General features: G+C 36.4%; 16 protein-coding genes and 1 pseudogene. 14 read left to right on the forward strand and 3 right to left on the reverse strand.

All coding sequences use genetic code 11. The annotated features are described in order from the left end of the window. Positions 1-174: 174 nt before the first annotated feature. The 5 genes and pseudogenes from CLV90_RS06075 (at position 175) to CLV90_RS06090 (ending at position 4682) form a co-directional block, all read left to right on the forward strand. On the forward strand, positions 175-2445 hold the full coding sequence (locus CLV90_RS06075) for an ATP-binding protein (protein WP_133686583.1): 2271 nt from the start codon (positions 175-177) through the stop codon (positions 2443-2445). 59 nt (positions 2446-2504) lie between these two features. Next, complete coding sequence (locus CLV90_RS19525) at positions 2505-2849, forward strand: GNAT family N-acetyltransferase (protein ID WP_279586543.1); 345 nt, start codon at positions 2505-2507, stop codon at positions 2847-2849. Further along, positions 2846-3052: pseudogene (locus tag CLV90_RS19530) on the forward strand (GNAT family N-acetyltransferase); the annotation flags it as partial. The gene CLV90_RS19525 and the pseudogene CLV90_RS19530, both read left to right, overlap by 4 nt. Before the next feature lie 24 nt (positions 3053-3076). Next, on the forward strand, positions 3077-4363 hold the full coding sequence (locus tag CLV90_RS06085; protein WP_133686584.1) for an APC family permease: 1287 nt from the start codon (positions 3077-3079) through the stop codon (positions 4361-4363). Between the two features lies 1 nt (position 4364). Beyond that, complete coding sequence (locus CLV90_RS06090) at positions 4365-4682, forward strand: hypothetical protein (RefSeq protein WP_133686585.1); 318 nt, start codon at positions 4365-4367, stop codon at positions 4680-4682. A gap of 23 nt (positions 4683-4705) precedes the next feature. On the opposite strand, the gene CLV90_RS06095 is transcribed toward CLV90_RS06090, so the two are convergent. After that, a complete protein-coding gene (locus CLV90_RS06095) occupies positions 4706-5080 on the reverse strand; it encodes a Fur family transcriptional regulator (RefSeq protein WP_133686586.1) in 375 nt (124 codons plus the stop codon). Between the two features lie 175 nt (positions 5081-5255). On the opposite strand from CLV90_RS06095, the gene CLV90_RS06100 reads away from it, so the two are divergent. The 5 genes from CLV90_RS06100 to CLV90_RS06120 all read left to right on the forward strand — a co-directional run bounded on the left by CLV90_RS06100 (position 5256) and on the right by CLV90_RS06120 (position 11043). Next, positions 5256-6164: an NAD(P)/FAD-dependent oxidoreductase gene (locus tag CLV90_RS06100; protein WP_133686587.1), complete on the forward strand. Its 909-nt coding sequence runs from the start codon at positions 5256-5258 to the stop codon at positions 6162-6164. A gap of 36 nt (positions 6165-6200) precedes the next feature. Further along, positions 6201-6575 carry a VOC family protein gene (locus CLV90_RS06105; protein ID WP_133686588.1) on the forward strand — a complete coding sequence of 125 codons (375 nt, stop codon included), beginning with the start codon at positions 6201-6203 and terminating at the stop codon, positions 6573-6575. A 322-nt stretch (positions 6576-6897) separates the two neighbouring features. Next, a complete protein-coding gene (locus tag CLV90_RS06110) occupies positions 6898-9525 on the forward strand; it encodes an MGH1-like glycoside hydrolase domain-containing protein (protein ID WP_133686589.1) in 2628 nt (875 codons plus the stop codon). A gap of 85 nt (positions 9526-9610) precedes the next feature. Further along, complete coding sequence (locus CLV90_RS06115) at positions 9611-10423, forward strand: helix-turn-helix domain-containing protein (RefSeq protein ID WP_133686590.1); 813 nt, start codon at positions 9611-9613, stop codon at positions 10421-10423. A gap of 74 nt (positions 10424-10497) precedes the next feature. Then, a complete protein-coding gene (locus CLV90_RS06120) occupies positions 10498-11043 on the forward strand; it encodes a cupin domain-containing protein (RefSeq protein WP_133686591.1) in 546 nt (181 codons plus the stop codon). A gap of 5 nt (positions 11044-11048) precedes the next feature. Here the strand turns inward: CLV90_RS06120 and CLV90_RS06125 are convergent, their stop codons facing one another. Then, the gene (locus CLV90_RS06125; protein ID WP_133687031.1) at positions 11049-13868 is read right to left on the reverse strand and encodes a hypothetical protein; all 2820 of its coding nucleotides are present in this window, start codon (positions 13866-13868) and stop codon (positions 11049-11051) included. 28 nt (positions 13869-13896) lie between these two features. Then, positions 13897-14802, reverse strand: a complete 906-nt coding sequence (locus CLV90_RS06130; protein WP_133686592.1) for a serine hydrolase — start codon at positions 14800-14802, stop codon at positions 13897-13899. A 266-nt stretch (positions 14803-15068) separates the two neighbouring features. Between CLV90_RS06130 and CLV90_RS06135 the strand changes: the two genes are divergently transcribed. From CLV90_RS06135 to nhaD, 4 genes are read left to right on the forward strand one after another with little or no spacing between them, the layout of a single operon-like run. After that, a complete protein-coding gene (locus CLV90_RS06135; protein ID WP_133686593.1) occupies positions 15069-16130 on the forward strand; it encodes a pyridoxal-phosphate dependent enzyme in 1062 nt (353 codons plus the stop codon). A gap of 8 nt (positions 16131-16138) precedes the next feature. Beyond that, complete coding sequence (locus CLV90_RS06140; protein ID WP_133686594.1) at positions 16139-17212, forward strand: DUF1611 domain-containing protein; 1074 nt, start codon at positions 16139-16141, stop codon at positions 17210-17212. Continuing rightward, complete coding sequence (locus CLV90_RS06145; protein WP_133686595.1) at positions 17209-18276, forward strand: mandelate racemase/muconate lactonizing enzyme family protein; 1068 nt, start codon at positions 17209-17211, stop codon at positions 18274-18276. The genes CLV90_RS06140 and CLV90_RS06145 overlap by 4 nt, the downstream gene beginning before the upstream one ends. A 9-nt stretch (positions 18277-18285) precedes the next feature. Next, the gene (gene nhaD / locus CLV90_RS06150) at positions 18286-19590 is read left to right on the forward strand and encodes a sodium:proton antiporter NhaD (protein ID WP_133686596.1); all 1305 of its coding nucleotides are present in this window, start codon (positions 18286-18288) and stop codon (positions 19588-19590) included.

The raw sequence follows: 19590 nt of genomic DNA on the forward strand, positions 1-19590 counted from the left end.
TCTTCACTACACTATTCTCGCAGGTGGTTTGTGGTATTTCAGCAGATATGAAAGTTATGCAAATTCATTTTCATATTTATTTGAAAATTTGAATATGATCATGCCAAAATGAGGTATATTCATTCATTGAAATTTTAATGATCGGTAATACCCCCTTTAAACCTGTTACTAAAAATGGCAAGCTTATTTTCTAGAGAGACCATGATGAAGTTAAAGTCCTTTATTGGTTCCACAAAAACCTATGTTATTTTATTGGTTTTGGCAATTGCCTTGTTATTGTACACAGTTAGTGTAGGGTACAAGCAAGTGAATAGACTTCATAAAACAGGAGACTTGGTTTCTCATACGCTTGAGGTACAGCATACCATTGTAGAACTTTCTTCTAAATTTTTAGAAGTAGAGGCCATTCAGCTTAGAAAACTTTTTGGAGCCGAAGAGAGTAATCTTTCTGTCATTGTGGTCACAGAAATGGGTCAGTCTTTAGATAGGCTGAATACACTTACTACAGACAACGATGCCCAACAAGAACGCGTTAAGGCGTTACAACTTTTACGAGATAAAATTAAGGTTGAAATAGATACTACCGCCATTGATGATGATACTAAAGCTCCTGATAGTATACAAGTAAAAGATAGTATTGTTATTAATTATAACGGTTTGCGCTATAAGCGTCATCAGCGGATTTCGAAAATTGTGGCGGAGTCTCAGATCATAAAAGATAGAATGCTCGCTGAAGAGAACTATTTAATGGTTTCGCGTAAAGAGGAATACACCTCGCAATCGTTCTTAACGCCAATGTCATCATTATTAGTTGCGCTAACGGCATTGGGTATTTTTTTAATCGGCTTTATAAGTATATACAAGCAGAAAGGTGAAATCCAAGAAGTAAATAGTCAGGTTTTTATTCAGAATAAAAAATTACAAGAAACAGAAGAATTTTTAAAGGGTGTCTATAAAAGTTCGAACAATGTTATTAGCCATTTTGAACCTATACTAGATGCACATAAGAACATTGTCGATTTTCAATTTAGGTATACTTCTAATGCTATTGAGAAAGTAACAGGGTCAGAACAAGATGATATTATTGGCAGTTCTTTGTTAGAGATGTACCCAATGGTTTTGGAGAATGGACTCTTTGCTTTAATGAAAGAATGTTATGTAAGCGGCGATATTCAAGAGCATGAAAGTGTGTATACCTTCGAGGGTGAAAAAAAATACATTTTCAATACCATTGTAAAATCTGCTAACGGAATTACAAATACCGCTTGGGATACTACAAAGGTTAAAGAGGCAGAAAAAAATCTTCAAAAGCTCAATGATAATCTTAGTTTACAGAATACCATTTTTAAAGAAGCTGAAAATGTAGCTGGTGTCGGTAGTTTTATTTGGTATTTAGATGACGGTACAGCAACGGTTTCTGATAATTTTTATAGAATTCTTGGGGTCGAGCCCAATAGCTTTGAGGTAACCTTTAACTCTTATAAAGAATTTGTTTACCCAGATGATGTTGCCATTTTCGAATCTTTAAGTACTAACGACATAGAGAAAGGTGCATCTACTGTTTTTGCATATCGTGTGCAAACTATAGAAAAAGGGGTAAAACATTTAGATCTAAAAGGCAAATATGTTGAAATAGATAATAGACCTGTTTCGGTGGGTATTGTGCAGGATATTACCGCCCGTGTAGAAAAAGATAGGGCGCTTATTGATAGTTATGAAAAATTGAAGCATAGTAATGAAGAGCTAGAGTCTTTTAATAGAGTGGCAAGTCATGATCTACAAGAGCCTTTGCGTAAAATTCAAATGTTTATTTCTCGAATAGAAGATGAGGGTGAAAAAAGCATGCCCGCTAGTATTCAAAATTATTTCGGAAAAATAAAATCCGGTACTTTTAGAATGCGAGAATTGATACAGAACTTACTTTCATACTCAAGAATAGATAAAATTAACTCAGAATTTGAGCGTATTTCTTTGAATGAAACTGTTCTAAAAATCGAAGATGAACTATCGCAGCTCATTAAAGAAACGAATACTTCTATTTCATACAAGAATTTGCCAATTATTCAGGGCATACCTTTTAAGATAGAGCAATTATGTACGAACTTGATCAGTAATTCTATCAAATACGGCAAAAGTGATGTAGCTCCCAAAATAATCATTAGCTCTAAAAAAGTGCGTAATTCAGAAATTAGAGAAAACTTTAGTAAGAATTCAGAGTACTATTACAAAATATCATTTATTGATAATGGTATTGGGTTTGAGCCTGAGTTTGCTAGTAATATTTTTGAGGTCTTTCAAAGGTTGCATTCAAAAAACGAATATTCTGGCACAGGTATCGGCCTCTCCATTTGTAAAAAGATAGTTGAAAAGCATTATGGTTATATTCATGCCATTGGTAAGAAAGGCGAAGGTTCTACTTTTGTCATTTATTTGCCTGTTAACTAAAATCTTCAACACTTATATTTGAAGGTATAATTATAGTTTCAATACCAATCATTTCAGCAATGAATAAACTCGAAATACAAACGGATCGATTAGAATTAAGGCTAATTGAGGTGGCAGATGTAGAAGTTATTCATCGCTTACATTCCTTTCCAGAAACAGACGAGTTTAATACTCTTGGTATTCCTGAAAATTTACAAGAAACTCTCGAGGTCATAACACCTTGGATTGAGGATAATAACGCTACAGAAATCAGAAATTACACCTTTGCTATTCAGCATAAAACGAATGGTGAATTTATTGGTTTATTCGGATTAAGATTAGGTCCTAAAAATATAAGAGGGCTGAGGTATGGTATAAATTACATCTCGATTATTGGAATAAAGGTTATGCAACAGAATCTTTAAAATCGGTTTTGAACTACGGATTCAATGTGCTTCAGCTACATCGAATAGAAGCAGGCTGTGCAGTAGCTAATATAGGTTCGGCAAAAGTGATGGAAAAAGTAGGGATGAAACAAGAAGGTCGAAAGCGGAAGATTCTCCCGTTGCAAACCGGATGGTCAGATAGTTTTGAGTACGCCATTCTAGAAACTGATGTGCGCAATTAATAATATGATATAAAGAACAGAAAAATGGATAAGAAAATCGGACTCAAAGATGCTATCTCTATAGGAATAGGTGGTATGGTCGGTGGCGGTATTTTTGCCGTTCTTGGGCTTGCGGTGGCCTTGGCTAAAGGTGCAACACCGGTCGCATTTCTTTGGGCAGGTATAATTGCATTGCTAACCGCATATTCGTATGCTAAACTTTCAAAGAAATATCCAGAAAATGGTGGTACAGTAAAGTTTGTACATCAACATTTTGGAAACGGAATTTTCGCTGGTGGTATCAATAACCTGTTATGGATCAGTTACATTGTTATGCTAGCACTCTATGCATCGGCATTTGGATCCTATGCGACCGAATTACTTTCGGTTTCAGGTTCAAAAGAAATCGACACACGTATATTTCAAACATCCATATTACTAATTGCACTGCTCATCAACTATCTAAGCGTTAAGCTGGTTAGTGAGATAGAGTCTATGGCAGTAATCATAAAACTATGTATTCTGGTGGCATTTATTGGTGTAGGTTTCTATGGGTTATCTGCTCATCCAGAAAATTTACAACAATTATCACCCGAAAACTGGGAGAGCCCCATGCTCATACTTTCTGGTGGTATGGTCATTTTTGTTGCATATGAGGGTTTTGAATTAATTGCAAATTCCGTAGCCGATTTAAAAGATAGAGAGAAGAATACGGCCAAGGCTTATTTTGGTGCTGTTGGCTTTGTAATCATATTGTATATTCTAATTGCTATTGTAACCGTTGGTGCCTTGCCATTTGATCAAATAGCAGATGCCCAAGATTATGTGTTGGCAAAAGCTGCAGAGCCAACTTTAGGGCAAATTGGTTTTACCGTAATGACCGTTACGGCTTTGATTTCTACTTTTTCGGCAATTAATGCTACTGTATTAGGTAGTGGCAGGGTTAATTATGACATCGCAGAAGACGACGAGTTGCCGAAGTATTTTTGCCATATGTTCTGGGGTAAACCTGTAGGGTTTTTAATAACGGCATTGCTGTCAATTGCATTGGTTAATCTGTTTAATCTGAAAAGTATATCAACAGCTGGTAGTGCAGGCTTTTTGTTGATTTTTTGTATCGTTAATTATATTGGTTACAAAAGGCACAAAGAACTAGAATCTAGAAGTTATGTTCATTTGCTGGCGAGTGTACTTTGTTTATTGGCTTTTACGACATTAATTATTCAGCAGTTTTCTGAGAATAAAGTAGGGGTGTTAACCGCATTGGGTATTATTGTTTTTTGTTTTATTCTTGAACTGGTTTATAAAAAGACAGAAACTAAAGTAGTGTAGTATGCAAATAATAAGGGAGCGTAAATTTGCTGGTATTGGTATTCTTATAAGTCTGATTGTAGTTGGTCTATTATATTATACAAATGCTATGGTAGGTTTCCCAGATGATCATTTGACAGAATTTGACCGGTTTTATAAAGAGGTCATCTTCCCGATTTTTATGACTATTAATATTTTGTTTTTAATCGTCTTTTCAACCCTGTTTTTCTTGAAGAAAAAAGCGGGTTACCTATTAATTCTTCAATTATTGGTATTGATACTCTATACTGTGGTTGATTACTATTTTTCTATCAACCTAGAGAACGGACAAGGTGGGTAACACTACTTCTTAATGAGCTAATATTAAGCGCAATCTTTACAAACTCCAGAAAGCACACAGTTTACTTGTGTTAGTTGATAATCTTTGGGCAGAGCGAAATTAACAGGTATAGGCAAGCATTCTATAGTATCACATTTCTCGCATCTAAAATGAAAATGATGTGGAGATTCTTCAGCTTTATCGCACTTTACACATATGGCGAAATATTGCCTACCATTGTCTGCAGCAATTCTATGTAAAATTCCGTCTTCGCAATAACGATTCAAAACACGGTAAATAGTTGCCCTGTTTATGGCAACACCTATTTTCTCTTCAATCGCAGTTTGACTCATGGCTTTGCCAGAAGTTTCTATAACGGAAAGCACGGCATCTTTTGTTGCTGTATTTCTTCTTTTCATATAAAATTATCTTTTAATGCGATTGAGTTGCAATAATACAAATTATTTATATATTTGCCGATAATTATTAATGCGATTGAGTTGCAATAATGAGTTAGGTGAAGCCAAATCATGTAGCGTTTTACTAGTCAGTATTAATGGAATAATTCATTTAAATCTATTTTATTAAAAGAATATGCAGGCAACAAATAATTTTGATGTAATCATAGTAGGTGGTAGTTACGCTGGTTTAGCAGCAGCGATGTCTTTAGGTAGGTCGTTAAGAAAAGTATTGGTAATTGATAGCGGTAAGCCTTGTAATAGGCAAACACCACACTCACATAATTTTCTAACACAAGATGGTAAAACCCCCAGCGAGATTAGTGCGATAGCAAAGTCTCAAGTTTTAGCATATGAGACTGTAAGCTTCATAGATGACAAAGCAGTTGGCGGTTCAAAGAATGAAAATGGCTTTTCTGTTAGCACGGTAACGGGAGCAACGTATACCGCTAAAAAAGTAGTTTTTGCTACCGGCATTAAAGACATCATGCCCAACATAAAGGGTTTTGCTGAATGTTGGGGTATCTCTGTTGTTCATTGCCCATATTGTCATGGCTATGAGATTAGAAATAAAAAGACAGGTATTATAGCAAACGGTGAGCGCGCCTATCATTTAGCACCTATGGTAAACAATCTTACCAAAGATATTCGTATACTGAATAATGAGCCAGCTTCTTTTTCTTCAGAACAATTGAGCAAATTAAAAGATAATAATATCGATGTCCTAGAGAAGAAAATTGTTGAGGTTGAACATGAGAACGGGTATGTAAACAATATCGTTTTTGAAGACGGAAGTAAAGAAAAGTACGATGTACTCTACGCTGCCTTGCCTTTTGTTCAGCATAGCGATATACCTGATGCATTGGGTTGCGAATTAAATGAAGAAGGTTACATTCAGGTTGATGGCATGTACAAAACTACAATTGAAGGTGTATTCGCTTGTGGCGATAATAGTATAAAGATGCGTTCATTAGCAAACTCTGTAGCATCGGGTACTATGGTAGGTGCAGTAATTAATATGGAATTGGTTAAAGAGCAGTTTTAGTTTTTATGTTTTAAGTGATAATTTTATATTGCTTGTATGAATCTAAACCAAATAACTGTTCCTTCTTTAAATGTCGAGAAAGCAATATCATTCTATGAAAAATTAGGATTAAAATTGATTGTAAAATCGCTTCCTAATTATGCAAGATTTGAATGTCCTGATGGGAACTCAACTTTTTCTATTCACCTAGTCGCTAAATTACCTGAAGGAGATGGTGTATATGTTTATTTTGAATGTGATGATATTGATGAGAAGGTCGAGCATCTTAAAAATAGCGGAATACAATTTGATCAAGAACCAACAGATCAAAGGTGGTTGTGGAGAGAGGCACGTTTAAAAGACCTGGACGGTAATCAACTTATATTATTTTATGGTGGTGAGAATAGACTGAATCCCCCTTGGCGAATTTAATTTCACCACTTTTTTTTATTTTCTAAAGTCAATCGATATAATTTATAACAATATGTTATAAAATGCCTATATTCTTCCGCATTATTAATTGTGAGGTTAACAGTTTAACAGTATTAACTTTAACAAGTTAACAATGTAATTGGTTGAATAGTTGCGATTAAGTAATACTATTCACTTGTTGAATGCGTTAATCAATCTTATACTATAACAAATAGTATTTTTAACGTTTTGTCTTTCGTAGGACATTAAATTTGTCAAACTTTTTATTTGCTCTTTGCGCAGTTGAGTTTGAAAGAAGATAGTTATAATTGAAAAAGATTTTATGGTCCATAAGAATGCTGAGGAACAAAGATTAGCCGTTGAGGATAATTATAAAAACTGGAAAAGATGGGGTCCTTATTTGGCAGAGCGCCAATGGGGTACGGTAAGAGAAGATTATAGTCCCGAAGGGCATGCATGGAGTTTTGTTGGTCATGACAAAGCACGTAGTAATGCCTATAGATGGGGAGAAGAAGGTATTGGCGGATTCTGCGATTCTAGAGAAATTCTATGTCTTGCGCCTGCTTTCTGGAACGGAAAAGATTCTATTTTAAAAGAACGCCTGTTCGGCTTAACCAATGATGAAGGTAACCATGGTGAAGATGTAAAAGAACTTTATTTTCATCAGGTATCAACGCCTACGCATTCGTACGCCAAATATCTATATAAGTATCCGCAGAAGAAGTTTCCATATGCCGAGCTGGTAAAAAAGAATAAAAGTAGAAGTCGTGAGGAGTCTGAATATGAGATTTTAGATACCAAGGCGTTTACGAATAATACGTATTTCGACTGTTTTATTGAATATGCCAAAGAAGATGTTGGTGATATTCTAATGAAAGTGACAGTTATAAATAGAGGTCCGAGAGCTGCGAATATTCACGTTCTTCCGCATTTATGGTTTCGTAATTTCTGGAAACATAATAAGAGGTTTGAACGTCCTGAGATGAAATCTATTTCAGATAATTCGGTACAATCTCGTAGCACGCGAAATGGGCGTTACTATTTTTATCATGAAAATGGTGATCAACTGTTCTGTGAAAACGAAACGAACAACCAACGTATTTACGGTGTACCTAATGAGGTCGATTATGTAAAAGATGGTATCAATGATCATGTAATTGATGGGCAAGCTTCGGTAAATCCTGATAAAAAAGGATCAAAATTCGCCGTTTGGCATAAACTCCGCCTAAAATCTGGAGAAGAGAAAACAATAAAAGTCCGCCTTAGTAAAAGAAAACTTGCCGACCCTTGGGGAAGTTACGATGCTATTTTTGAAAAACGAATTCAAGAGTGTGAAGAGTTTTATGGGGATATCTTGAATAAACAACTACCTGTTCAACAGCAAGAAATCGCCAAAAAAGCCTTTTCCGGTTTACTTTGGACGAAGCAGTTCTATTACTACGATGTTTATAAATGGCTTTTTGGCGGTCCGGGCGAAGCAAAGCCATATAGAAAAGATTCTAGAAACGCTAATTGGGAGCATTTGACCAATCGTCATGTTATCTCAATGCCAGATAAATGGGAGTACCCTTGGTATGCCGCATGGGATCTTGCTTTTCATATGGCATCATTCGTAGAAATTGACCCTTATTTTGCAAAAGAGCAATTACTGTTGGTGCTTAAGGAAAGTTATATGCACCCTAACGGACAAATACCGGCCTACGAATGGAATTTTAGCGATGTAAACCCACCTGTACATTCTTGGGCAGTGTGGACGGTTTATGAAAAGGACAAAAAACGCAACGGCAAGGGAGATTTTAATTTTCTTGAAAAAGCCTACCAGAAATTATTGGTGAACTTTACCTGGTGGGTAAACCAGAAGGATAAAAGTGGAACCAACCTTTTTGAAGGCGGATTTCTAGGCTTAGATAATATCGGAGTTTTTGACCGTAACCACATGCCCGAAGGTATTACTCGTATGCAACAAGCAGATGCTACTAGTTGGATGGCAATGTTTACCTTGAATATGTTACGCATGTCATTAGAAATGGCAACCATTAACCCTAATTATGAGGATAGTGTTGCCAAGTTTTTTAGACATTTCTTGAATATCGCTTGGGCAATGCATCATATTGGACAAAAAGATATTTCGCTATGGGACGATGAAGATAATTTCTATTATGATGTAGTAGAAATGTCTAACGGTAAAACCGACAGATTAAAAGTAAGGTCTTTGGTTGGTATTATACCCATGTTCGCAGTAGAGATTATTCATAAAGATTTATTCGATGAACTAAAGAATTTCAAAGTACGAGCTGCAGAAATTGTGCGTACACGACCAGATCTGGCGTCCTTAATTTCGAATATTGAAGAATTTAATTCAGATGGTAATTATCTATTCTCCATTATGCGTGGTTTTAGATTAGAGAAATTGTTGGCTCGTTTATTAGATGAAAAAGAATTCTTGTCAGATTATGGTATTCGTTCACTTTCTAAATATCATGAAGAGCACCCATATATATTTCAGCATAACGGGCATCACCAAATTCAGTACGAATCTGGCGAGAGCCGTTCTAATATGTTCGGTGGTAACTCTAACTGGCGTGGACCAATTTGGTTGCCTTTAAATTATATGATCGTACAGTCGCTACGTAAATATTACTTGTATTATGGTAAGGAATATGTGTATGAGTTTCCGACAGGATCAGGTAAAAAAATGAACTTGAACGAGATTGCAAATGAGATTTCTAAACGATTGATTAAATTGTTCGGACCTGATGCCAATGGTAAATTTGTGTATCACTCAGATGATGACCAAAAAGTGTTTACAAAAAACGAACATTTTAAAAAGGAGCATTTCTTTTATGAATTCTTTGACGGGGATACCGGTAAAGGTCTTGGAGCATCACACCAAACCGGGTGGACTGCATTGGTAGCTAATCTGATTATGGAGTTGGAAGATAACTCATAGTTTTAATGTATTGTAAAATATTGTATATTAGATAATTGGCTGTGTGCTTTTACATAGCCATTTTTATTAAATCAACATTTTACTGATGAAAAACGATACCATAAACATATCGAAAATAGTCAAAAATGTTTCCCACGAATCTAATATTTCTGACTATACCGTTTGCTGGATCAAAGATGAAATAAAAGGAATTGAAATAGATGGTGTTCTTTACGCTAATATTTCAAATTCTATTTTTTTCTTGGATAAAAAAGTGCAATGGAAATTGTATGTCAAAGAAGATGCTGAAAATGCAGGCTATTTATTGCAATTATCGCAAGAGGTATTAAGTCATCCTTTATTGAGTAAACTGCACATCAATAAAGTCAGGCTCTTTAACACTGATACCATTCCATTGTTTAAATTGAGTCCTGGTATCGAGAAAAGAACTCAAGCTATTTTGGAAATGATAGATGAGCTTTTAGGTTCTCACTTAAACAATAAAGAAGATGCTTTGATTTCTTTATTGAATACCTTCTTTGTGTACTGTGATGGTCAATGTAACATCAAGTCTATCATTGAAATGAATCATACCAAAGCGAATATTGTATATTCTTTTAAGCAGTTAGTTGATCAAAATATCGAAGCTTCTCATGAAGTAGGTTATTATGCCTCACGCTTAAATATATCCACCAAATATTTAAACGAGTGTGTTCAAGAAGTGCTGAACGTGAGCTCTAAAAGTATTATTATTGAGCAGTTGCTAATTCGTTCACGTTATGCTTTAAAATTCACTAATAGAACCATAAAAGAAATAAGTTATGATCTCGGGTTTTCAACGCCAGATTATTTCAGTTATTTTTTTAAAACTCATACAGGTGCAACGCCATCTATCTTAAGAAAGAGTATGAGTTCCTAAATTCTAGGGTTATACCGTGTTTTTCACATTTTAGTGGGGATACTAAATACCTACTTTGGTATTAAAATATAACCATGGACAGACAAAATTTTATTAAGACATCGGGGGCAGGAATTAGTTATGCATTGTTTTCAGGGTTTATATACTGTAAAAAACAAGATGATGATACGATGCTTTTAACAAATAGTGAACCAAAAGTAATTCGAGATGCAGATGGAGATGTATTCGATGTAATCGGGGATATTCAAACGCATAAATTACTGGGGACAGAAACGAACAATCAAATATTTGAATGGGTAGATAATGTAGAACCTGGTGTTGGTATTCCTCCCCATGTACACACGAAAGAAGATGAAATTTTTAGGGTCGTTGAAGGCGAAGTCGAAATTATTATTGACGGAGAAACTATAGTATTAAAAACAGGAGATATTGCTTTTGCCCCAAAAGGAGTGCCACATACTTGGAAGGTAGTAGGTACGGAAAAAGCTAAAATGATTACTTCTGCACTACCTGCGGGAATTGAATTGATGTTTATAGAACTCGCTGAATTACCACTTGGACCACCAGATTTTGAAAAGGTAGCCGAAATTTGTGCAAAGCAGGGAATCACCTTTGTATAATCAAACTATGTATTTTTAGTTATAGCTTCAAATGCCTCTAGTGCAAAACTCCTTATTTTAGGATCTTCATCATTAAGAAGGCTTTCGACAATACTTAAATATCGGGGTTCTTTTTGTTGCGTAATCAGGTATAATACGGCAAGTTTAATTTTAAGGTCATTGCCTTGTAATAGCAGTTTAAAGCATTCTAATTCTGTGGGTATTTTGTGTTTTATTTTTTGAAGTTCTTCTTCAGATGAGATATCCAATGCAGATTCTTCAATAATCGGTAACAGTTTACGTTTTAATTCTCCCGTTAAAAGATTGTCTAAAAATTCGATGGCATTATGCTGCGCTTCTTGTTTCTCGCTCAATAACCCTTCGTAGGCAATGGCTACATCTTTTTGCTGGTAGCGCAACCCTAAAAGCTTAAAAATACGTTCTAATCCCGAATCTAAACGACGTTCCAATAATTCTAACAAACTGGTTCTAGCATCTCGTTCGGCATCGCCAATTTCTTTCTTCGATTTGTTTCTATTTCGGTACGATATAATAATTTGGGTATGCATAGACGATAAGGTCTGATGATGCAATTTACATTCATCAAAAATTACAGAGACCACTTTGTAGCGATTGAATTTTAACTGCGGATGAGTTGCCCTTATGGCACTCAGTGCACGAACAACTTCTAAACGAACCGTAAGGTCATTGTCTGTCAATATCGCCAATAAATGATGCACAGCTTCTTTAGAATGGAAAGATTGCATGGCAGCAGGTATAAACCGCAATATAGATAACGGTTGCAGGCGTTCTTGTACATTCTTGCGCAGCACGGGTAAAATCTGTTGCCCGTATAGTTTAAACCCTTCTAGAACAGCAGGGCGGTATTTTTTCTGCTCAATAAATGGAATGATATATTGCGCCATGGTAGGGTCTGTTGCGGTACCGATTGCCTTTATCGTTGTCATCACTACTTCTACATTATCATGCTTTAAAAAGGCAACAAGTTTGTTATAGAAAATGGGCATATTCGCCACACCTAATATTTCGATAACCGCTTCTACGTACGATACATCTTTCTCGTTGGTTTCAATATTTTTTAACACCGCAGAAATGCGGTCTAGTAAAGCGTAACGTTGTTTTAAAGAATAATTATTTTTTGCAGCTCTCGCCAAGCAGTACAATGCTGCCATGGCAATTCGCTCATTTAAATGTTCTAAATAAGCATCGAACACATACGATTTGTCTTTATGCGCGAAACTTAATACATAAGCCAAGGTTGCAATGGTCAATTCTCGATCGTCGATCTTTAATAGTTCAGAGACCTCGGCAGTCATACTTTTAGAGTTTAAAAAGTACAAGTTCTGTATGGCCGATAATTTTACTTTATTGTTCGGGTGTTCTAACAATAGTTCTACATCATCTGCAAAGCGTTTGTCATTGATCTCCATTAATTTGTCAAGCATGAAAAGTATTTGCTCTTCGCTACCGTTTTTAAATACCGTGCGCATGCCAGATACTATAGATACTTTTGAATGGGAGATTTTTTTTGTCTTCTTACCACTATCTGTCAACACCTCTAAATTGGTTCTAAAGGTTTTGTAATATTCTATTCTAACTTTGTAAATAAAGTACAACCAAAGACAAACCAAGGCGATAATTAAAATACCAATGTAGAATGACGGTAAATTTAGACCACGCACTACGAAAATTAAAAGGCATCCGGCAACACCTGTGGCTAAACTGTCTACAACGACGTCGATGAACGATTTTGTCCTGTTTTTTAAATCGAAGGGTAACGGTAGGGTCAATAATTCCGAAGCACTTTTATGTATAGATTGTTTTAGTATACCATCCATCGCCTTAATAACCACTACGGCAGAAAGTTCGGGTAATAGAAGAAACAAAATGCTTCCGCCGAAAATACCAATGGGTAATAGAAGAAGCGAAAAACCAACGCCCCAAATACCCACAATTCTATGCGTAAAGAATAGCTGTATAACAAGCGATAATAGGTTGAAGGTCGAAAACCAAAAAGCAAAAAAGGCAGTAAGGTCATCGGCATCGGTTATAGCAGATGAGGCAAAATCACTAAATAGGTAATCTACCAATTTGGCAACGACCACGCTCACCGCAACAATACTCGCGATATAGGTAAGGTGCTTAGATTTTAATATGAGTTTTATGGGCGGTTCTGAAATATTGGTCGCCGACTTGTGTTTTTTTACGCTACCATTTTTCAGTACTCTTATGTTCCAAATTTTTCCAAGTAATGGTATGCAGAAGAATAAGAGCAGTGCGGCAACGAACATTAAGTTTTCATTACCAATTAGTGGGGCTAGAATAGAGGTGAGATATCCGCCGAAAATACCACCGATAATGGCACCTGACCCAATAAAGCCGAACAGTCGTTTGGCTTCTCTAATATTGAACACTAAGTTTGCCAATACCCAAAATTGCGATGCAGACAATACAGCATAAATAGCCACCCATATATAAAAGAAGTACAATAGCACGCCACTCACGACATCTAGGGAAAGCAGTATGCCCAAGCCTATTAATATAATAATAGAACTGATAATAGTAACCTCGATTACTTTTTTGAGCTGAAATTTTGCTACTGCTTTTGAATAGAAATATGAAGTGGCAATTGCGGTAATTGCTACCAATAAAAAGGCAAATGGTAATTGTTCAATGCCTAATTCTGATAGAAAAAGGGCATTGACCGTAGGTTTGATAATAAGCAGAACGGCGATGACCAAAAAAATGTAGGCGAGCATCCAAAGTGATACTTTGAACTCGCCTTCACGTACATCGAATATTTTTTTAATGAGTTTTTCTACCATCAAGAAATGGAAATCTGTATTCCAAGACCTAAAGTACTGGCTTTTTTAGCACCTTTTCAATTGGTTTCACTAAATCTCTAATAATTTGTTCACCATTGGCATCATCGATCAAGGCTACTAAAATATATCTTCGGTTGCTATCTTCGCCCCAAACCAATATAGAATCGGAGTGGTAGGTGCGCCATGAACCTGATTTTCTAAACAATCTAGCTTTAGGTGCAATCTTATCTAAAGTGTTTACGAATTTATGGTGCAACTCTGGGTCCTCCATAATATCCAACATTTGTTTCGAACGTTTTTGGTTTACTAGTTTACCGTTCGCCAATAAATAATAATACCTACAAACTTGTGTTACCGTTGCAGCGTGACTTAAATTTTTAAGTGGCTCGCGATTGGTGTCACCACCACCGCCATAACGTTTACCAACCCAGAGTCCGCCTCCTTTTTGCTCGTCATAAAAGGCATATTTAGGGTCTGTCATTACCGATTCTAACTTATCATAGCCTACACGGTCAATCATTCTGGTAGATGCGGCATTGTCAGATTTACTGATCATTAGGCGCATATCTTTTTTAACTTCTGCGGTTTCTTTTAATTCACCTTTCTCAATAGCATCCATAGCTGCCAAAAGAATAGCTATTTTAGGTAAACTTGCGGCATACATCATATGATTGCCATTTACACGGGCAAAACGAACTTGCTCTGGGTTGCTAAGGTCAACAAGACCTACCGCCATTTTCTTTTGTATAATAAGATCGTTCCATTCTGGGTGAGATGCCAATTCATCACGTAAATTGGTTTGCAGTGAACTATCTAGTAATTTTTGTAAAGGTTTGATCTTTGCATTATCTATGCGAATAGGTAATTCATTTTGTGCAAAAACATTTACGCAAAATAGGATAGAAAAAAGAAAAAAGACTTGGGTTGATCTCATTGATTTTTGTGTTTTTAAAAATGTAGTCAAATTTAGGTTATGCACAGATTAGTAAAATGTTAATTTTTGCTATTTGAAACTGTTTAAATAATGTAACAAATACGCCTTGTCGTCATATATAGCGTAAAATTCTGTGTTAATTTTTTAAATACTTTCATATTATATACTACCTATGCGTGCCTTTTTTTAATATAAAGTTTACGATACTATAAAAAGGATTATTAATATAAATGCTGTACCTTAAAAAATAGAATATAACATAGCTTATGAATCTTAAAGACGGCGTAAAAACTGCTGAAAATAAAGTGTCCGTAGAGGCACGTAAACTTAGCCATATGGTTAAAGATACTAGTAAATCTTTAGTAGATCGGTTAGAGTGTTTTGAAGATATTATAAGTTTAGAAGTGGGCGATACGGGTTTGCACCGTGCTAAAACTTTAGAACGAGAATTCAATGTACGTCAGCTTTACCTTAAATACGAAGGCGACAACCCTACGGGAACGCAAAAAGATCGCATTGCCTTTGCTCAACTTTATGATGCCCTTCGCCGCGAATTTTCTGTTGTAAGTTTAGCCACTTGTGGTAATTACGGGGTGGCAATGGCTCTGGCATCTGATCTAGCAGGTATTGCCTGTAAAATTTACATTCCAGAAAGTTACCATACCGATCGAGTGGTTGAAATGGAAAGTCTGGGCGCAGAGATTATTCGTATTCCTGGTAGTTATGAAGATGTAGTTACCGAGAGCTCTAAATTGGCGGCAGCACATGGTTGGTACGATGCCAACCCTGGTGGCGCCAACACTCCGCTACAAATATCTGCCTATGCTCTAATAGCTCAAGAAATTTTCGAAGATTTAGGTGATGCGCCAAAATACTGTGCGGTACCTGTTTCTAACGGAACATTGTTTGCAGGAATTTATAGGGGATTCGTAAATCTGTATAAAAGAGGGAAGACTTCTCGTATACCTAAAATGATTGCAGCATCATCATCTCATAAGAACCCGATCGTGGAGTCCTTTTTGTTAGGATTGGATCATTGTAAAGATTTGAATCCGGCAGCAATTAAAGAAACGAAATATAACGAACCACTAATCAACTGGCATAGTTTCGATGGGGAAGAGGCATTATATGCTTTGAAAGAATCGGAAGGTGAAGCTTTTAATATTAGTGATAAAAAATTAAAAGAGATGACTTCTCTTTTATATAAAAAGGAAGGATTTCGAATTTTACCGGCATCGACAGCGGGTTTGATCGGACTTCTACAATTAGACGAAAAAATGAATTTTGAGCCTGACCGCTTCGTGGCAGTGCTCACAGCAAAAAATTAAATAAATAGATGAAAAAAGTTATTGACGGTAAAGCACTGGTATATTGTGAGGGAGCATTTAATACTCCGAATGGTAAAACGGCCCATGGGCTGGTTCGCTTTACCGAGCGTTATGAAGTTGTGGGTGTTTTAGATGAGAAATATGCGGGTAGAGATGCCGGTGATGTTTTAGATGGTAGGCCGAACGGTATTCCTGTTTATAAAGATTTAGAAGCTGCCATTGTAGCACTTACGGCAAGTAATAATATGCCAAGTTATTTGGTTATCGGTCTTGCGCCAGATGGCGGTAGGTTGCCACAAGTTGCCAAAGCGACCATTAAAGCAGCGTTACAACAAGGGTGGAACGTTGATAGCGGTTTACATGATTTCTTGACCAATGATCCCGAACTTGTGGCTTTGGCCAAAGAGAAGAATGTGAAGATCAGAGATATTAGAAAAACGCCCGATCGTGATCAATTACACTTTTTTACAGGTGATATTGAAAAAGTTGACTGCTTAAAATTAGCGGTATTAGGAACGGATTCTGCTTTGGGTAAACGGACTACTGCTTGGATTTTGGTTCATGCATTTCGTAATGCAGGTAAAAAAGCAGAAATGATCGGTACCGGACAAACAGGATGGATGCAAGGTGCTAAATATAGTATGGTGATGGATAGTTGTATAAACGATTTCGTTTCAGGTGAAATTGAACATGCCGTTGTAAGTGCCTTTAAAAATGAAGATCCAGATGTCATTGTTATTGAAGGGCAAGGAAGTTTAATGAACCCTGCTTACCCAGGCGGATTTGAAATTCTTGCTGCCGGTAGACCAGATTATGTAATTCTGCAACATGCACCAAAAAGAGTAGAGTACGACGGATTCCCTGGTTATAAAATGCACTCGCTAGAAGAGCAAATAAATGCTATTCAGGTTATTTCTGGTAAAGAAGTGATTGCGATTACCATAAATCATGAAGACATGGATAAAAGTGAAATACTTGATGTTTGTAAGGCTATTACCTTAGAAACAAAACTTCCCGCTTTTGATGTGCTAGAATACGGGGCAGATGATTTGATCGCACTTCTAATGGAGAAAATTAAATGAGAATAACAAATATTTCTTTTGAGCGTTTAGATCTTAAACTATCAGACCCCTATACTATTGCTTACGAAACGATTGACCGTACCAGTAATTTTATTTTAAAGGTTGAAACCGATACCAGAATTGTGGGTTATGGTTGTGCAGCACCTGATCCTGTGGTTACCAATGAATCGCCAGGTGATGTTACCCAAGCTATAAAGAATATTATTATTCCTTATTTATTGGGTAAAGATCCTTTTACTTACGCCTTATTGTTATTAGAATTAAAAGAGCTATTGGGCAAAAGGTCATCGGCATTGGCAATGGTAGATTTAGCCTTGTTCGACATTATGTCTAAAAAAGCTGAGGTGCCTTTATACAAATTTTTAGGCGGTTTTCGTAATCACATTGCTACCAGTATTACTATTGGTATTATGGGTATCGATGATACGTTGTCGTATGCCAGTGAATATGTGAAACAAGGTTTTACAATTTTAAAAATAAAGGGCGGTTCTGATCTTGAAGAAGATATTGCCAAAATGAGATTGATTCATGAGAAATACCCTGATATCGAATTACGTTTCGATGGTAACCAGGGCTACTCTGTTAAAGAATCTGTTGCGTTTGTAAAGGCTACAGCTGCTATAGGTATTGAAATTTTTGAACAACCTACAAAAGTAGAAGCAGAAGAACGACTGGGCGAAGTAACCGATTTGGTGAGTATACCCGTAATGGCAGATGAGAGCTTAAAAACATTGACCGATGCTTTTCGCCTAGCACAGAACGAGCGTGTAGATATGGTGAATATTAAGCTACAGAAAGTAGGTGGTATTTGGGTAGGTATGCATATCAACTCCGTTGCCAAAGCGGCTAAATTAGACGCAATGGTAGGTTGTATAGATGAATGCGGATTGGGTATCGCTGCCGGATTACATTTTGCACTTTCTAGACCGAATATTGTGTATGCCGATTTAGACGGACATTTAGATATTATTGATGATCCTTATCATTCTATATTTAGATTGGAAAAAGGAATTTTATACCCTACCGAAGAATACGGTTTAGGTTTTTCTGATGCTAACTTTTAATTATTCGCCATGTATTTAACGCTACTTGCTGTTTTTGTTGTTGGATATTTTTTTATTGCATTAGAACACACCGTCAAAATTGATAAGGCTGCCACTGCTTTATTAACGGGTACCTTGTGTTGGGTTATTTATATTTTAGGACGAGATGTGTTCATCGCCGATATGCCAGGTGATGAATCTATTCATTTTGTAACCGAAAGTCTACGGGAGAATTTAGGCGAAATTGCAGAAATTTTATTTTTTCTGTTAGGTGCTATGACCATTGTCGAAATTATTGATGCTCATGAAGGGTTTTCAGTAATTACCGATAGGATCACGACCACCAATCGTGTGAAGTTATTGTGGATATTGTGTCTATTGACCTTCTTTCTTTCTGCTGCTCTAGATAACCTTACTACGGCAATTGTAATGTCTGCATTACTTCGTAAACTTATACATGAAAAGAAAGATTTATGGATGTTTGCAGGTCTTCTAATTATAGCGGCGAACGCGGGTGGGGCATGGTCACCTATTGGTGATGTTACTACCATTATGTTATGGATAGGCGGTCAAGTAACCGCTATGCATATTATTAAAGAAATATTCTTACCAAGTTTGGTATGTTTGTTAGTGCCATTGACAATTATTTCATTTCGGTTTAAAGGCGATATCGCTAAATCTACAGAAATTGATGATGTTCATTCTCACGGATTTGAAGTGAGTAATTTTGATAAAAATCTTGTATTTTCTATAGGTATTGGCGCCTTGTTATTTGTACCTATATTTAAAACTATTACCCACTTGCCACCATTTATGGGGGTATTGTTAGGGTTGAGTATCGTGTGGATAACTACAGAAATTTTACACAGAAACAAGACTATAGAAGAGAAGAAAACCTTAGCAATTTCTAATGTATTGAGAAGAATTGATACACCTAGTATTCTATTCTTTTTAGGGATATTAGTGGCGGTTGGCGCACTACAGTCCGCCGGACATTTAGCCGACATGTCACGCTTGTTAGATGCTAATTTTGAGAGCATCTATGCGGTTAACTCCATCATAGGAGTTTTGTCTTCGATTGTAGACAACGTGCCATTGGTTGCTGGTACCATGGGTATGTATAGTTTAGAAACCTACCCGCCAGATTCTGATTTCTGGGAACTGCTGGCTTTTTGCGCAGGTACAGGCGGTAGTATTCTTATCATTGGATCAGCAGCAGGTGTTGCCATAATGGGCATCCTTAAAATTGATTTTATGTGGTACCTAAAGAATATATCGTTGCTGGCGTTTATTGGCTATGTTGCCGGTATCTTAACTTTTATGATAGTGAATTAG

The organism is Maribacter spongiicola, from assembly GCF_004364165.1.
Lineage (GTDB): Bacteria > Bacteroidota > Bacteroidia > Flavobacteriales > Flavobacteriaceae > Maribacter > Maribacter spongiicola.

Excerpts from the sequence above, each read along its gene's own strand:
- CLV90_RS06105 (WP_133686588.1), top strand. The coding sequence starts at position 6,201 with ATGAATCTAAACCAAATAACTGTTCCTTCTTTAAATGTCGAGAAAGCA.
- CLV90_RS06130 (WP_133686592.1), bottom strand. The coding sequence starts at position 14,802 with ATGAGATCAACCCAAGTCTTTTTTCTTTTTTCTATCCTATTTTGCGTA.
- CLV90_RS06145 (WP_133686595.1), top strand. The coding sequence starts at position 17,209 with ATGAGAATAACAAATATTTCTTTTGAGCGTTTAGATCTTAAACTATCA.
- CLV90_RS06115 (WP_133686590.1), top strand. The coding sequence starts at position 9,611 with ATGAAAAACGATACCATAAACATATCGAAAATAGTCAAAAATGTTTCC.
- CLV90_RS06090 (WP_133686585.1), top strand. The coding sequence starts at position 4,365 with ATGCAAATAATAAGGGAGCGTAAATTTGCTGGTATTGGTATTCTTATA.
- CLV90_RS06085 (WP_133686584.1), top strand. The coding sequence starts at position 3,077 with ATGGATAAGAAAATCGGACTCAAAGATGCTATCTCTATAGGAATAGGT.
- CLV90_RS19525 (WP_279586543.1), top strand. The coding sequence starts at position 2,505 with ATGAATAAACTCGAAATACAAACGGATCGATTAGAATTAAGGCTAATT.
- CLV90_RS06135 (WP_133686593.1), top strand. The coding sequence starts at position 15,069 with ATGAATCTTAAAGACGGCGTAAAAACTGCTGAAAATAAAGTGTCCGTA.
- nhaD (WP_133686596.1), top strand. The coding sequence starts at position 18,286 with ATGTATTTAACGCTACTTGCTGTTTTTGTTGTTGGATATTTTTTTATT.
- CLV90_RS06120 (WP_133686591.1), top strand. The coding sequence starts at position 10,498 with ATGGACAGACAAAATTTTATTAAGACATCGGGGGCAGGAATTAGTTAT.
- CLV90_RS06100 (WP_133686587.1), top strand. The coding sequence starts at position 5,256 with ATGCAGGCAACAAATAATTTTGATGTAATCATAGTAGGTGGTAGTTAC.
- CLV90_RS06140 (WP_133686594.1), top strand. The coding sequence starts at position 16,139 with ATGAAAAAAGTTATTGACGGTAAAGCACTGGTATATTGTGAGGGAGCA.
- CLV90_RS06095 (WP_133686586.1), bottom strand. The coding sequence starts at position 5,080 with ATGAAAAGAAGAAATACAGCAACAAAAGATGCCGTGCTTTCCGTTATA.
- CLV90_RS06125 (WP_133687031.1), bottom strand. The coding sequence starts at position 13,868 with ATGGTAGAAAAACTCATTAAAAAAATATTCGATGTACGTGAAGGCGAG.
- CLV90_RS06075 (WP_133686583.1), top strand. The coding sequence starts at position 175 with ATGGCAAGCTTATTTTCTAGAGAGACCATGATGAAGTTAAAGTCCTTT.
- CLV90_RS06110 (WP_133686589.1), top strand. The coding sequence starts at position 6,898 with ATGGTCCATAAGAATGCTGAGGAACAAAGATTAGCCGTTGAGGATAAT.